The 15,037-nt window shown below is 61.5% G+C and carries 12 protein-coding genes; 8 read left to right on the top strand and 4 right to left on the bottom strand.

Annotated elements, in window-relative coordinates:
• Positions 1-953: 953 nt before the first annotated feature.
• The 4 genes from IVB46_RS07895 (at position 954) to IVB46_RS07880 (ending at position 3,747) form a co-directional block, all read left to right on the top strand.
• A complete protein-coding gene (locus tag IVB46_RS07895; RefSeq protein WP_247342427.1) occupies positions 954-1,619 on the top strand; it encodes a hypothetical protein in 666 nt (221 codons plus the stop codon).
• A gap of 193 nt (positions 1,620-1,812) precedes the next feature.
• Complete coding sequence (locus IVB46_RS07890; protein WP_247305030.1) at positions 1,813-2,274, top strand: nuclear transport factor 2 family protein; 462 nt, start codon at positions 1,813-1,815, stop codon at positions 2,272-2,274.
• Between the two features lie 61 nt (positions 2,275-2,335).
• Positions 2,336-2,851, top strand: a complete 516-nt coding sequence (locus IVB46_RS07885; RefSeq protein WP_247305033.1) for a hypothetical protein — start codon at positions 2,336-2,338, stop codon at positions 2,849-2,851.
• A 302-nt stretch (positions 2,852-3,153) separates the two neighbouring features.
• Entirely contained in the window at positions 3,154-3,747 is a 594-nt protein-coding gene (locus IVB46_RS07880; RefSeq protein WP_247305036.1) for a DUF6647 family protein, read from the top strand.
• 327 nt (positions 3,748-4,074) lie between these two features.
• Here the strand turns inward: IVB46_RS07880 and IVB46_RS07875 are convergent, their stop codons facing one another.
• On the bottom strand, positions 4,075-5,076 hold the full coding sequence (locus IVB46_RS07875; protein ID WP_247305040.1) for a tripartite tricarboxylate transporter substrate binding protein: 1,002 nt from the start codon (positions 5,074-5,076) through the stop codon (positions 4,075-4,077).
• 287 nt (positions 5,077-5,363) lie between these two features.
• Between IVB46_RS07875 and IVB46_RS07870 the strand changes: the two genes are divergently transcribed.
• Positions 5,364-6,977, top strand: a complete 1,614-nt coding sequence (locus IVB46_RS07870) for a winged helix-turn-helix domain-containing protein (protein WP_247305042.1) — start codon at positions 5,364-5,366, stop codon at positions 6,975-6,977.
• A 51-nt stretch (positions 6,978-7,028) separates the two neighbouring features.
• Here the strand turns inward: IVB46_RS07870 and IVB46_RS07865 are convergent, their stop codons facing one another.
• Both IVB46_RS07865 and IVB46_RS07860 read right to left on the bottom strand, forming a co-directional pair.
• Positions 7,029-8,300 (bottom strand): hypothetical protein, encoded by a 1,272-nt coding sequence (locus IVB46_RS07865; protein WP_247342423.1) that lies wholly within the window; start codon positions 8,298-8,300, stop codon positions 7,029-7,031.
• A gap of 138 nt (positions 8,301-8,438) precedes the next feature.
• Entirely contained in the window at positions 8,439-9,848 is a 1,410-nt protein-coding gene (locus IVB46_RS07860) for a PLP-dependent aminotransferase family protein (protein WP_247305048.1), read from the bottom strand.
• 109 nt (positions 9,849-9,957) lie between these two features.
• Here IVB46_RS07860 and IVB46_RS07855 point away from each other — a divergent pair, with 109 nt between their 5' ends.
• Together IVB46_RS07855 and IVB46_RS07850 are read left to right on the top strand one after the other, a co-directional pair.
• Positions 9,958-10,419 carry a carboxymuconolactone decarboxylase family protein gene (locus tag IVB46_RS07855; protein WP_247305051.1) on the top strand — a complete coding sequence of 154 codons (462 nt, stop codon included), beginning with the start codon at positions 9,958-9,960 and terminating at the stop codon, positions 10,417-10,419.
• Between the two features lie 50 nt (positions 10,420-10,469).
• Complete coding sequence (locus IVB46_RS07850; RefSeq protein ID WP_166341989.1) at positions 10,470-11,108, top strand: HD domain-containing protein; 639 nt, start codon at positions 10,470-10,472, stop codon at positions 11,106-11,108.
• A 7-nt stretch (positions 11,109-11,115) separates the two neighbouring features.
• On the opposite strand, the gene IVB46_RS07845 is transcribed toward IVB46_RS07850, so the two are convergent.
• Positions 11,116-12,423: an MFS transporter gene (locus IVB46_RS07845; protein ID WP_247305054.1), complete on the bottom strand. Its 1,308-nt coding sequence runs from the start codon at positions 12,421-12,423 to the stop codon at positions 11,116-11,118.
• 660 nt (positions 12,424-13,083) lie between these two features.
• Between IVB46_RS07845 and IVB46_RS07840 the strand changes: the two genes are divergently transcribed.
• Positions 13,084-14,961, top strand: a complete 1,878-nt coding sequence (locus tag IVB46_RS07840) for an adenylate/guanylate cyclase domain-containing protein (protein ID WP_247305057.1) — start codon at positions 13,084-13,086, stop codon at positions 14,959-14,961.
• Positions 14,962-15,037: the final 76 nt, after the last annotated feature.

Genomic DNA, 15,037 nt, shown 5'->3' with positions numbered 1-15,037 from the left:
GCCGAGTGGGGCGATGTAGTGCCGCCACTGCGGGTGTTTTCCTATTCCCTCCAACTCAGGCAAAGGAGGATGAGCCAGCTAAGCGGCGAAGCGCCGCGTTCTGGTTGATCTAGATCAAGGGACGTCCGCCGACGGGTCACGAGCGGCGTTGCTCTGACGGATCGCTGCGCTCCGCTTGGCCCTCAAAAGCTGACGCCAGGCGATCGTGAGCCGACGCCCGAGACCGGCGTTTAGATGACGAGCTTCAGCGCCGGATCGTCATTGGATTGCAACCTCGTGTGCTCGAAATGGAGCAGCCCTTCATCCGATGATTCATCGTCTTGAGGTCGGACGCTGACGATGTGAGCCCATCTGCCGAGAATAGCTCGATGAATACTCCGGCGTCTTCGCGCTGCCGATTGTGATAGGCACAGGGATCGTCACGTTGCCCGGTGAAATACGGAGTGGCGATGCGGGCGAGGGCGCGGCCGACGGACGCGCGACGGCGCGATCGGGCGATTGTCGCCGATGAGCTTGCGGCGAACAGTCGCGGCTTGTGACCTATGACAAACGTCTGCGGCCTCAGAGTGGTGTTCGCGGCGAAGCGCGATCGAGTGATCGCAATGCACGCTGGTGGGCGGAGTTGCTGATTGTACCGAGGGACTCGTGGTGCTACGTTTGAGCACGTCATTCCGTTTCGGTTTGATGCGGCGGGCGATCGGGCTTACGGACCGCCGCCCGTTCATTTGAAGTTGGAATAGTTGAGCCAATCGTGTCCCGCCTCCGGCCCCCCTTTTGAGTGCGGTCGGACGATGTTTTTCATTGGCCTCCGTTCTTCCCATTGACTCGGAGGCGGGCTTTTTTCAGTTGAACTTTGCAGCAAGTCGATCTTCGACATGTGCATTCTGACAAGCCACGCGGATCGTGCCGCACCACATCACCATCTGAACGCGAGGTGGGGCAGCCATTGCTTGATGGTTGCATTGCTCTGTGCCGCTTCCTTGTTTCAGTTCGCGCCCAGGGCGTGGGGACAATGCTCGGCGCGCGACGTGTTACAGAATCAACTGAAACTCGGCAAAGTTCGTGCAGTTGATTTGCCGCAAAAACTCATCGGGTCCGCCCGCGACGTTCCGACTTGGAAGACGATTGCGGTCGGCACTTTTGGCAACTCCTTCGCGTTGCGCAATGCATTGGATGCCGTGGGTTGCAATATCGGCGGGTTGGCCGCGGAAGTTCTCGCTCGACCGGCATTTGCCGTCAGTTCTAGCAAGATGGACGTGGAGCTTTTGGCGGTATCCGCGGTCCAGCTCGGCTTCAAGACCGATAGCGTGCCTCTGGCCGTCATTTACGCGCGGGCCCGACAACTCGGCTTTGAACTTGCTGCAGCGGAGGTCGGTCCGCAATTGCGCCTTCAATATCTTGATCAGCCCATGGGCGAATTCCTCATCGTGGGAATGCAGCCGATCAAGACGTGGAGCGGAGAGCCCGTGGTTCTCAACGTGGCAAATGGCGGAGCCGGATTGATCCTGATCGGCCAGTACGGCCGAGATGACGCTGAAATACCGGCGACCTCCCGTTTTCTTTTCGTGCGGCCGCCTGACCTTAGCGGCGGAATCGCGGCCGCTCTGCTGCCACCATGAAGACGAACAACCAAGTTTCGAGCAGCGCTGACTGCGGAGAAAATTCCTTGCGTCAGATCAAGGGAGACTTCCTGTCCATGGAGAACAACGAGGCTGCCGGCTCAAATGCAGCGGCGTCGGGAGTTCACGGGGATGGAGGCAAGACTCGTCTCAAGTCTCGTCTGGAGCGGCGTCAACAGTAGGGAGTGACATCATGCGCGGATTCGGAGCTGTATGTATCTCGCTGCTACTATCGGCAATTCCTGCGACTGCGTCAGATCAAAATCTCAAGGAAGAACTTGGAAAGATAGGTTCAGCATACGAGCAGTACTTCAGCAACAAGGACGCTGCCGGGATTACTTCGCTTTACACCAAGAACTATATGCGTGTGACGGAAGACGGCGTCGTGGACAATGCCAGATACTATGAGAACGCTTTCAAGGCGGGAGTTAGTCGCCTCGAGGTCAAGACGACCGAGGTTCAGTCATTGTCAGAAAGCATGGCTCTGGTCACCGGCGAATCTCGCGTTACCGGCAACAGCGAGACAGGCGCTCCCATAGACTTCACCGTTGTTTGGACCGCTCTCGATGTTCGTGAGGACGGGCAATGGAAGATTCGCATGCTCACGTCGGTCCCCAAACCACCGCCGCCCCAGCCGCAGCAGGCCGCAAAATAACTCAAGGCATAGCCTTCTCCGCCCGCAATCGTTCTCTGCGCCACCTCAAAGGGAGTCAACGATGGCCATTTTGCACGCAAGCGTCGCATTGCTTTCAGTCGCATCGGTTCTGGCAACGACGAGTGTCCAGGCTCAGAGCATGCCGCCGGAGGGCCCCGTCTCGGTCATATTCACCGCGACGCCGATTCCTGCCCTCAAGCCGATGGCGATCGGTGGCGGCAAAGAATTTGTTGTCATGAACCAGGCCATGGCAGCCTCAAACGAGGCGGGAAATCCTGTACTCAACAACATGGGTGGACGTTGTCAGCTCAGCCGCCTGACGGATCCGTCGGCGAAGACCGCCGAAATTCACGGGTTCTGTACTTACGTCGACAAGGACGGCGACCAGTTGTTCGAGCAATGCGACTGGATGCCCGCCTCCCCCAACAATTGCAACATAACGGGTGGGACCGGCAAATTCGAAGGTCTCCAGGCCGCGCTCGTCGTCACCATCGACCCTCTCAAGAGCAACTTCGATGGCATCAGTCAGGTCATTGGCCACAAGAAGGGGACGTACAAGTTCGTCAAGACGAACTAGGCTCGTCCGCCGAATTCCAGCAGCCGCGCACGGCCTCGATTGCTGCAGTTCGGGATGCCAAGGCAGCAAGGTCTTCTGAACGGTTTGCCCCGGCGCTCATGTTCGCTACCAAGCACTAGCGACGTGGTTCCGTCGTCTGCTGGACGGCCGGCCGGTGTCCTGGTGACCGGCGGCGTTGTGAGTTCTTTGGGTGTGAATGGGTTCACAACGACGCCGGCAGGCGAATGCTATGTTCCAGCCATTCAACTGCCGACTGATTGTTTGAAGAGTGTCTATTTCGAACAGCCTCTGAGGAGAGGGTCATGTTCAAGCAATTCCTCTTGGTCGCGGCGATAGCCTCCCTGACGTTAGCCACATCCACTAAAGCCCATTGCGAATATGCTTTGGAGCGCAGCGCGTCCGCCGATTCGCGTTCGGTTTCGTTGCATTCTGATGCAGCTCAACTTGCGGAAGCCCTGTTGGACGACATTGTGACTTGGCTCTCATCGAATTTCGGCTTGCCGGCCATCAAACAGCGTCCCGTCGTTGAATTTGCGTCGAAGATGGAGCTTGCGAGGTTGCGCGCAAGGGACCGTAACTCTTCGCAAGGATTCATGGAAAGCGATGGACAACTACCTCAGCGCGAGGTTGTCGCACTTTACGACAACGAGACGAGAACGATCCTGCTTCCTGATGATTGGGGCGGCACTTCGCCGACCGACCAATCGGTCCTGGTACACGAAATGGTCCATCACCTTCAGAATGTTGGAAGGCTCAAATTTGATTGCCCACAGGCGCGAGAGAAGTTGGCCTACCTGGCTCAGGATAAATGGCTGGAGCGGTTCGGGCTTAGCCTGGAGAACGAGTTCGACGTCGACATGTTCACGGTGCTGGTTTCTTCAGCATGCATGTATTGATTGTGATTGGTCGATCCCAGTCGCTGTCGAACGAATGCCTTTTCAAAGGAGCGCAAAGCCAAGATCATCTCGTACGTACCAACAAGATACTCAGCGGATTTGATTGATGGCCAGACTCTTGGCGATCGTCGCAATTGCATTGGCAATCCTGGCGATGGCTCGTGGGCAGCAGAATCAGTTTGTACCGCTGCCGACAGGACCAATGCCAGCGGTGCTTGTTCCCTGAGTTCTCCTGAGGTGACGGGTTCATCCATTCGGCCGGTGGCGCACAGATCCGTTTGTGGCCCACGGCGATCTGCAAGGCGGACGGGCGCCGGCACCCGCACGCTATTCAGGCGTCAGCCCCAATGCCTTCACGGCAGCCACCAAGGGAGGCGTTTCGCTGTCGTACAGCCTTCTGAACGCGATATGTCCTTGAGCGGACTCATCGATGCCGTACGCGTCGAGCAGCTTCTGTATCTTGTCGGTCTTGCCTGCCTCCACCATCAGGCCGGAAACACGCTCCACGATGTCCTGCGGCATGCCGATGGGACCGGCGACAAAGACGTAACCAGTCATAGCAAAGAGCTCGGACTCGGCACCCTGCTCGAAAAATGTGGGAACGTCGGGAAGCTTTCTGCTCCGCGTCCTCGTCTGCACGGCGATTGCCCTCCCAACTCCGGATTCCAGCGCGTTGACGGCATTGGCGTAGCTCCCCATCGCCGCCTGGAGCACGCCGGCCGCGAGGTCCTGCCACATCGGCGCTTCGCCGCGGTAGTGCACGGCTTTCATCTGCAGCCCGTACTGCTTGTTGAGCTCTGCAACGACGATATGAGGGTAGGAGCCTGCGCCGAAGGTCCCGACGTTGGTCACGTTCCTGCGGGCGTATTCCACGAACTCCTTTAAATTGGTGGCATTGGTCGCCTTATAGGCGACCAATGGCAGATATCCTGCCGACATGCTGGAAATGAGCGCGAAGTCCCTGTCGGCGTCGTATGGCAAAGTCTTAAATAGCACGCGGCTTTGCACCAGAGTTGCGGTGATGGCGAGGAGTAACGTGTAACCGTCCGGTGGCGATTGCTTCACGGCTGCTGCAGCGATCGAACCGCTGGCACCCGCCTTATTCTCAACTATCACCGGCTGGCCGAGCTTCTGGGAGAGGTATTCGCCGTAGACGCGCGCGAGGGTGTCCGCAAGTCCGCCGGCGGGATAGGCGCAAACAATCTTGATCGGCCGGGAGGGCCAGGTCTGCGTCCACCCGCTATCATGATACGACAAAGCGATGGTGGCTGCGCCGGTTGCGATGAAGGCGCGGCGCGTGATCTTCAATGCCATCACGGTCTCCATCATGTTTGTATTCCGAGGACGCGCGTCGTGGCGTTGCTGGCGGCCCTTGAAGCGGACGGCCCTACGTTGAATCCTGAGCCGCTGCTCGGGGCACTGCTGCGCGGTACGGCAAGCCGTTGGTCGTGCTCATGGATTGCTTCCTGAGCAAATTGTGCCGTCCCGAGGATGGTAGCAGGCCATGGGCGGGCGCTCTTGACATTCTGCTTACATTCTCTTCACCGCCGGCTTATTCTTGCGCTGCAACCGGCGCGAGAGACCGACGGGGGAAAGCCACCCAGGGAATTGCCAGCTTGCGGTATCTCTTCGACGAGTACGCATTCGACACCGACCTTCGCGAGCTTTACCGCGGGGCGCACGTGGTCTCGGTTGCGCCGCAGGTGTTCGACCTGCTCGACTACCTGATTCGCAACAGGGAACGGGTCGTGAGCAAGGACGACCTCATCAAGACCATCTGGAACGGCCGTGTCGTGTCCGATGCGGCACTGACGACGCGGCTGAACGTCGCTCGGAGTGTGATTGGCGATTCCGGTGAAAAACAGCGTCTCATCAAAACCCTGCAGCGCAAGGGCTTCCGTTTCATTGGAACGGTGCAGGAAGTGCAGAGGCCCGCAGACGCGGTGCCCACAGCCGATTCTGGTGAACAGTTTCAGGGTACCGCTGATCCAGATCGGTCCGATGCCGCGACAGTTGCGATGTCGATTCCTGCGCCACGCCTTTCCATCGTCGTACTGCCGTTCGCGAACTTCGGAGGCGATCCCGAGCAGGACTATTTCGTTGATGGCGTGACCGACAGCCTGACCACGGACCTTTCGCGCATCAGTGGCTCATTCGTGATCGCGCGTAACACCGCTTTCACCTTCAAAGGCAAAGCCGTCGATGTAAAGCAAGTCGGACGCGAGTTGAACGTCCGCTATGTGCTCGAAGGTTCCGTGCAACGAGGCGGCAATCGGCTTCGGGTGAATGTTCAGCTGATCGATGCCGAAACCGGCAATCACCTATGGGCCGAGAGGTTCGAGAAACCCGTCGCCGACCTGTTCGACATGCAGGACGAGATCGTATCGCGGCTCGCAAACACGCTAAATGCCCAGCTCATTCAGGTTGAAGCGCGGCGAGCGGAACGTTCAACCCATCCCGATGCAATGGACCTGTATTTCCAGGGCTGGGCTTACGAGAACAATGGGACGACCCCGCGATACATGACGCAAGCGCAGGCCTTTTTCGACCGCGCCCTGGCACTCGATCCCGACAGTATCGAGGCGCTGGTCGGCTGGGCGCGAGTTGAGGCGGCGATTGGGGCCAATCTTGTCACCGACGACTGGAAAGCGCGCTTTGCGGCGGCCGAGGCAGCCTCAACTAGGGCTCTGTCCCTTGCGCCAAACCATGCCCGGGCTCATAGCGTCTTCGGCTTCGTCCAATCATTTACCAACCCGGCCCGAGCCATCGCTGAATGCGAGCGGGCGCTGGCGCTGGATCACAATTTGGCCGACGCTCATGCCTTCATCGGTCTCGCCAAGTTTTTTCTCGGTCGCAGTGGCGAGACCGAGGCCCATATCGGCGAGGCGCTTCGCCTCTCTCCTCGCGATACCAACGCCTACCGGTGGTTCATGTTTGTCGGTCTCGCCAAATTGTTTCTCGGCGCCGACGTGGAAGCGGTTGCCTGGCTGCGCCGGAGCATCGAGGCCAACCGAAATCATCCCCTCCCGCATTACTATCTCGCCGCTGCGCTGTCGCTGCTCGGCTCACCGGACGAGGCGCGGGCCGCCGCACAGGCGGGCCTTGTGCTCAATCCGACCTTCACTCTCCGCCGCTACCGGGCCCGCGTGACGAGCGACCATCCGGCTTATCTCGCCGGGCGCGAGCATGTGTACGAGGGCATGCGCATGGCCGGGGTGCCGGAGGGATGAACGGCAGGACGTTGCCGGTGCGCGCCCAACAAGGATCGGGCGCTCCTGCACTTACGGCGACGGCACGGCCGAGGGCGGCGCGGTGACGTTCGGCAGCGGAATTGCTGGCCCAGGGCTCGCTGGCCAGGGACCGTTCGGCTTGGCCGCGACCGACGAGCACGCCGCCGCAAGCTGAGTCCGCAGCGACGCCAGGCCCGTCAGGTCGATGTCGAATTTCGCGACATCCACCTTTTCGTCCGGCATCGGCGTGGTCCGCCGGACATGGAGGGCGCGGGACGCCATGATCGCCTTGACCATGTCAGGGGCGATGCTGCCGCTCCACATCTCGTACTTTGCGGCCCGCACCGGAAACCCTCCGGCCTCCTGGTCCTTGTCGGCGTCCGCCGTCATCATGATCGTGCTTTTGCCGACGCTCGCCTCGTCGATCTCGCCGGCGAACAGCAGCGGCACGCGATTCCTGGTTTCGCAAAACATGCGCCATTCCATCGTCCCGAACGAAGAGCCGCTCTCCTTCTTCATCACCGCGATCTTGCTGATGAACGGCCGCGTTGCCTTCTCCAGCCTCCACATCCCTTCGGCAAACGGCCGGGTGTCGATTCCGAAACGATAGAGCTCGGCTCGCGTCAGCATATGCAGGTTTTCGAACTTCACGGTCCGGATGAGATTGTCGAGCTCGCGGCTGATCCCCATCGCCGCGATGAACGCGGCGCGGTCGCGGTCGGCGTTCGCGATCCGGCGCTGTCTGTATTCCGCGACCGCCTGCGGCGCCGGATGCCCGTGAAAGACGAGGACCAGCCTGGAGTTATGGACCGCCAAAGCGGCGTTGGGAGCGACCTCGCGTGATGTCGCCCCGAGAAACAGGTAACCGCAGGCCGAGTTGCACATCGCATGATAGGTCGTGAGCTCCGCCTCGACCTCTCCGCCGGCGGCCTTGGTCTTCAGGCATGCGGCGTCCACCTGTGTGCCGGCGGCGCACGCCGTCGCGATCGTCCGGCCGACCCGCGCAACCGCCTTGCGACTGCGCAGCAGCCGGCCGATGACGTAGGACTGCTCCACGTTCCCGCCGGGCGAATGAAGGTAGATCGGACGCTGGGTGTCCTTGACGCCGGCCAGGAAGCGGCGAATGCGCTGGCTGGCGTCCCCATCAATCTCGCCCTCTATCGCGATCCAGCGGTCGCAGCCCGGCCCGCACGCGTCCGGTGCCCCCTTGGCAAGATAGATCGTCAGCCTGCGCGCAAATCCGGCATTTTCGGCAGGCGTTTCCTCGGCATGCGGCGCGCATGGAAGCAGCATGGCCACGAGAAACAAAATACGGGCAAGCATGTAACGACTGGGCCACGCGCGGTGAAGATAGGCGCCGACGTTATATGATGATCGGCGCGCCTACAACTTTCGGTGGCATGCCGGGCCGCGTTTATTGCGCCGGGCGGCACATCGTGCTTTCTCGAAATACAGCGTTCGTCACGTCAGACGATCGATGATTTCGAAGAGCCTGTCGCAGGACGCCTCGATCCGCTTTTGCGGCGATGTGGCGATACCCAGCAACAGACCGGGGCGCGCCGAAGCCGTGGACGCATACCACAGCGACAGCGGAGTAGGCGCCAGTCCGAACGATGCTGCTTCCCTGGCGATGGCGAGATCGGGCGCTCCATCCGGCAGCCGCAGGACCGTTGCCAATCCGGCAAGCGCAACGTTGGCGGTGCGTGTCCGAAGCTGGTTCAGCAATGCATCGCCTTGCGCGGCGTAGACCCGCTTCGTGCGCCGGAGATGCCGCAGATAATGGCCCTCGCGCATGAAATCGGCGGTCGCGAGCTGCACCGCGGGCCCGGGCGCCGGTGCGAGGCAAGCCGCGGCCTCGGCAAATCGCGACGCCAGGGCGGCCGGTGCAACGACAAAGCCGAGCCGCAGGGCAGGGGTCACGGTCTTGCTGAAAGAGCCGATGTGGATGACGCGGCCCGCGCGATCGAGCGAGGCGAGCGCCGGCGTGGCCCGGCCCTTGAGCTGAAGCTCGCTGAGATAGTCATCCTCGATCACCCACGCCTTGCGTCGGGTGGCCCAGTCGAGCAGGCGCGAACGCCTCGTCAGCGACAATGTGGATCCGAGTGGCGCCTGCTGTCCGGGCGTCACGACAACCAGCGCCGCGTCGGGAGCATGTTTCAGGCCGTAATCGACATCGATGCCGTCAGCGTCGACCGGGATCGGCGCGATCGACAGTCTTGCAAGCGCGAGACCGTGCCGCGTGAAGGGAAAGCCCGGATTCTCCACCCAGACCTTCGTCTTTGGCTCGAGGCCGAGGACACGGAGCGCCAATCCGAGGCCGCCGCTGAAACCGCTGGTGATGACGATCTGCGACGGCGCGCACGCGATGCCGCGCGCCAGCGCAAGGTAGGCTGCGATCTCGCGTCGCAAGTCGAGCTCGCCGCGCGGATCCGGATAGATCGCCGGCGCGCTCATTTCGGCGCGAACCGCCTGCGCGCGCATCCTTGCGAGCAGCGTCGCAGGAAAAGTCTCTTGCGCGGGCACGCCCATCTGGAAGATCGCCGGCCCCGCCGTGAGCTCCTGGTACATCTCCATGAACGAGCCGGGGGCCGGGGCCTTGTCCTTCCGGACGGGAAACGACGGCCGATCCGCGACATGCGTGCCGGTCGCGCGTGACGCGACGATCAGTTGGGCAGAGGACAGCTTTTCATAGGCCGCGCGCACGGTGCCCCGCGCGACGCCAAGCTGGGCTGCCAGGTCCTGCCAGGAGGGTAGGCGCGCTCCGGGTGCGAGCACGCCGTTCTCGATGGCGGCCCTGATGCCCCCATGGATCTGCTCGGCCAGCGGCGTCTTCGCAGATCGATCCAGTTCCAGCCGCAGCGGTTTGGTCATGCCCCTTGGTACACGATTTTCGTGCATTCTTGGTCCTTTTCTGTGGACCAGGGCAGGGGCAGTTATGGCAGAGACACGGGCTGGGCATCGATCATCAAGGAGCAGGACAATGACCAAGCGTCTCGACTACGACCGGATCGCGCCGGCGGGTGTGAAAGCCTTGGGCGGTGTCTACGGCTACATCATGCAGAGCAATCTTCCGGCGGCGCTGATCAACCTCGTCTATCTGCGCGTATCCCAGATCAACAACTGCGCCTACTGCCTCGACATGCATATGCGCGATCTGCTCAAGAGCGGGGTGAAGATCGAAAAGCTCGCTCTGCTGCAGGCGTGGGAGGAAGCCGGCAATCTGTTCGAGGCGCGCGAGCGCGCCGCCCTCGCATGGGCCGAAACGGTGACCCGCGTCGCGGATACCGGCGTGCCGGATCAGGCCTATGAAGCCGCGCGCGGGGTCTTCGAGGAGCCCGAGCTCGTCGATCTCACCATCGCGATCGGCCTGATGAACACGTATAATCGTATGGCGATCAGCTTCCGTAAGACGCCGCAGGCCGCCGTCGAGAAGACAGCCTGACGGGCCACGAACGGCATCGGCCGACGTCAATGCAAGGCAGGAGTTAGAAAATGACGAGCGTGATTTCCGGCGTGAAAATTCCCGACAGCAAGCTGGCGCGCGAGGCCGCCGAGCTGGTGCGCAGCTACGAAGACGAGATGCTGTTCAACCATTCGGTTCGAGTCTACGTGTTCGGCGCGATGAAGGGGCTGCGTCAGAAGCTGAAATTCGATTCCGAGTTGCTTTATGTCGCGGCGCTGTTTCACGACCTCGGCCTGGTCGATCACTACCACACCGAAACAAAGCGATTTGAGGTCGACGGTGCCGACGCCGCGCGGGACTTTCTCCGGGCACGCGGCATCGCCGAGCCGCAGGCCGATCTGGTCTGGGAGGCGATTGCGCTGCACACCACACCCGGTATTCCGGAATATATGAGACCGGAAATCGCCCTCACGAGGGCAGGAGTTGTGGTGGACGTCGGGGCCGTTGGATATGACGAGTACACGCCGGAGCAGCGCGATCAGGTGATCGCTGCGTTCCCGCGCGGCGATTTCAAGAACGAGTTTCTGAAGGTGCAGACCTGCTCAGCGCTGAAGAAGCCGCAGACGACATTCGGGACCGTCAATTTCGACTATATCCAGGATCACGATCCCAGCTTCCACAAGCCGAACGTGTGTACGCGCATCCGCAACACACCCTGGCAAAGCTGAGCTGCCGCTAAGCCACCGGATCCCTGACGGCATCCGAACGGCTTCGGTCATCCGGCGCCAGCGGTGGCGCCGGCCGCGCGGGAGCGTCCTTCAGCAAGGCAGCGTCGCTCGAGGCGTCCTCGACTGGCGCGGCTCGGGCCTCGCGCGCGGCGACGATCCAGATCAGGAAGCCAAGAAGCGCGAGCGCGGCTCCGACGGGACCGGTGGAGGTCCAGCCCAGCCCCTCGCGAATGGCAAGGCCACCCAGGAACGGGCCGAGCGCGTTGGCGGTGTTGAACGCCGAATGATTGAGCGCAGCAGCGAGCGCTTGTGCGTCTCCCGCGACGTCCATGAGCCGCGTCTGCAGGACGGCGCCGAGCGAGACGCTGGCGCCGATCGCGAAGACGTCGGCCGCGAGCAGCCAGGGATTGCCCGCGGCGAGCGGAAACACCAGGAGCGCGACTGCAGCAAACAGCAGGATGACGCCCGCCGTCGGCATCAAGGCGCGGTCGGCAAAGCGCGGCACGAACAGATTGCCGAGCGTGGCGCCGATGCCGAACACGGCGAGGAAGAACGGGATGACCGCGGTGCTGACCTTGGTGACCTCGATCAGCGTCGTCGCGAGATATGTATAGACGGCGAACATGCCGCCAAAGCCGATGGCGCCGATCGCCAGCGTGATCCAGACGCGGCCGCTTCTGAGCGCCCCGAGCTCGCGCAGCGGATCGGACCTGCCGGCCTGGTCGCGCGGCGCGAACAGCGCGCACAGCACGACCGTGATCAACGCCAGCACCGACACGAAGCCAAAACTCGCGCGCCAGCCGACCGCCTGGCCGATCAGATTGGCCAGGGGCACGCCGATGATCGTGGCAGAGGTCAGGCCGAGCATCACCTGGCCGATCGCCTGCGAACGGCGATGTTGCGGAACGAGCGATGCCGCGACCAGCGCGGCGATGCCGAAATAGGCGCCATGCGGCAATCCCGACAGAAATCGAGCCGCGATCATCCAGCCGAAGCCCGGCGCGAGCGCGGTGAGCGCGTTGCCGAGCGCGAACACGGCCATCAGGGCCAGCAACTGGGTGCGCCGGGCGAACCGCGCGCCAAGCACGGCGATCAGCGGCGCGCCCAGCACTACGCCGAGCGCGTAGGCACTGATCGCGTGCCCCGCGGTCGGCTCGTCGATCCCGAGGTCGGCGGCGAAGAACGGCAGCAAGCTCATCGATGCGAATTCGGTGGTTCCGATCGCAAAACCACCCATCGCGAGCGAGAACAGGACGATGGCGAGGTGAGGCGGCGCTGAGGCGCGGGGCGAGGTCGCGTGAGGCGAGGTCGTCATGTGTCCTGCATTGGTGGCGTCAACGGGAACCAGCCCAGCGAACGTCGCCACCCCTGCAAGATTTGTTGTCGTACTTAAACCCGCACCAGCTCGCGTCAACATCGGAGGCGCGATGCAAGGCATGCCGCATATCAGCGTCCCGATTTAAGTGTGGCGCCATCGAGACGCCTCGCGCATGAGCCTGTCGCCTCATCGGTGCGCTTCGGCCTTCCCGCGACTTTCGCTATCTACAGACGGCGTCGACGCGCCTGAGGGCAAAACAGTTGCATAGCTGCAGCAAAGTGTATTGGTGGTTGAGGCGGTCGGCGCGACCTTTTGCCATCGCGCCCGGCGCGAGGGCTTCCACTTCGGGGGCCGGTGCAAGTGGGAATTCGCGAATGCTGTCGAAATTCAGAAGGAATTCATAAGGAATTCAAAAGGAATTCGAAAGGTAGAGTGCGTTGATCGGGCGCCTTATTCCAGCGCGAGCCGCTGATCGCCAAGATGAGGTAATCCGAAGAAGCCCTTTTACTCTCCGCCGCGACTTGTTGTGGCGCTGCCGCTCCGAGCCATTCGGGTGATTTTGGTAGCGCCTCAACCGAATTGCGTTTAGCGTGTTGCAGACTGGTTCAACGACGAGACTCTGCTCGGCAAGAGGCTTTATTCGCCGCTGAGGGATCAATGAAGTCGGAGCCTACGAGCGACCCCCCGTCGTCGCCGAACACCGCCAACGACAGTGGTGCGAGGTTGGTTGGTGCTGCCGAACAGGACTTTAATTCCCAAGTAGGTAAGATCCTCGAATTCGAAAGACCTTTCCGCGCCGTCCTCGTGGCGGACGTCGTCAGCTATACCAGACTTATGGAAGCTGCTGAGGTCGAGACGCATAGTCGCTATCGGGCTCTTCGCGTGAGCGTCATCGATCCTGCTTTGATCGGTCGACGAGGCGAGATTGTGAAGAACACCGGCGACGGCTTCGTCGCGGTGTTCGAGAGCCCGCTCGATGCCCTTCGCTGTGCCTCCGAGTTGCAGCGTGAAGTCACCGGGCTTGAAACCTTGCAACCTCCCGAGCGCCGCATAGCCTTTCGCATCGGCGTCCATTGGGAGCCTGTGATCTTTGATCTGAACGATGTCTACGGCCATGGCGTCAATATCGCAGCACGCTTGCAATCTGTCGCTCCCGCGGGCGGCGTTGTGGTGTCGTCGGCCCTTTTGCGAGTAGTCGCCGATCTGAGCGAATTCAAGTTTGACGACCTGGGTGAGCTTCATCTCAAGAACCTGTCGCGGCCGGTTCATGCCTTTCTCCTGCTCTCGCCGGGAGTGGACCGCCGCACGGTGATCGGCGCCTCCACCAAATCCTCGAGACGAACCAAACTGCCCTCGATCGCCGTTCTTCCATTTGCGAACAGCTCTTCGGAGGTCGACGACAGCTATTTTGCCGAAGGCTTCGTCGAAGACATCATTGTCAGCCTGAGTAATATTCAGGAGCTCCTGGTGGTGTCTCGCGGGTCGACGATGCCGTTTCGTCAGCGCGAGATCGATCCCGTCGAAATCGGCGAGAAGCTTGGCGTTCGCTACTACGTCAGCGGTCACGTTCGCCGATCGGGCAAGCGATTCCGGTTTTCGGTCGAGCTGGTCGATGTTGCGACTGGCTCCGTGGTGTGGGCCGAGAAATACGACACGGACCTTGCGGACGTTTTCGAAGTCCAGGACGAGATCGCCATTGGTGTCGTTGAGAAGATCGCCGCCTATGTGCGTCGCGCAGAGATCAAGCGGGCGCTGCGAAAGCCGCCGAAGAGCCTCAATGCGTATGACTATCTCCTGCGGGCGCTTGAGCTGCTCTACAAATTCGATTTCGCGAGCTTCTCGCGCGCCAAAGGGCTGCTCGAGAAAGCCAGCGAGGAAGACCCCGAATACGCGGCGCCGTACGCGTTCGCTGCGAAGTGGCACAATTTCAAGATCGCGGAGGGGTGGTCGTCGGATTTCGATGCGGATTCGGCCGACGTGATCCGGCTGTCCAATTGTGCCATCGAAAGAGACCCGCAAAATGCTCTCGCGCTCGCGATACAGGGGCACGGCAAGAGCATGTTCTTTCGTGACTACGACAGCGGATTGGACCTGTGTGAGCGGGCTCTTGCCATATCCCCCAGCAATTCGTGGGCATGGGTGTTCGGGAGCGGGACCCCCGGGTTCATCGGCGATGCTTCAACCGGAATCGCCCGTGCGGAGCGCGCCATCCGGCTTTCACCACTTGGCCAACAGGCCTTTTTCAATTTCTGCCTGCTCGGCCAAAATCATTATCTGAACGGAACGTTTGACGATGCCATTCGCTGGTCGAAGAAGTCTTTGACCCTCAGCCCGCGTTTTGGAAACGCCGCGCGCGTCCTCGCCGCAAGCCTCGTCGCTGTCGGTCGCGTGGAGGAAGCACGGCAGGTGTCGTTGCACCATAAGAACATCCTGCCCGGCTTCAGGGTATCGGACTATGCGCGCCGTTGTCCGTTCAAGGAGCCCCAGGGGTCTTTGTATGTCGAGCGATTAGGAGCAGCTGGGTTGCCGGATTGATGGGGCCAGGAGCCCGGTTCAAATTATTAGCCCCTCGATGGAGAGCACAATGCCTGGTATTGCAGGAGGAGGAGGC

Source organism: Bradyrhizobium sp. 61 (genome assembly GCF_023073075.1).
Lineage (GTDB): Bacteria > Pseudomonadota > Alphaproteobacteria > Rhizobiales > Xanthobacteraceae > Bradyrhizobium > Bradyrhizobium barranii.
The sequence above is the reverse complement of the archived record's forward strand: the minus strand, read 5'-3'. Positions and strand labels throughout refer to the sequence as shown.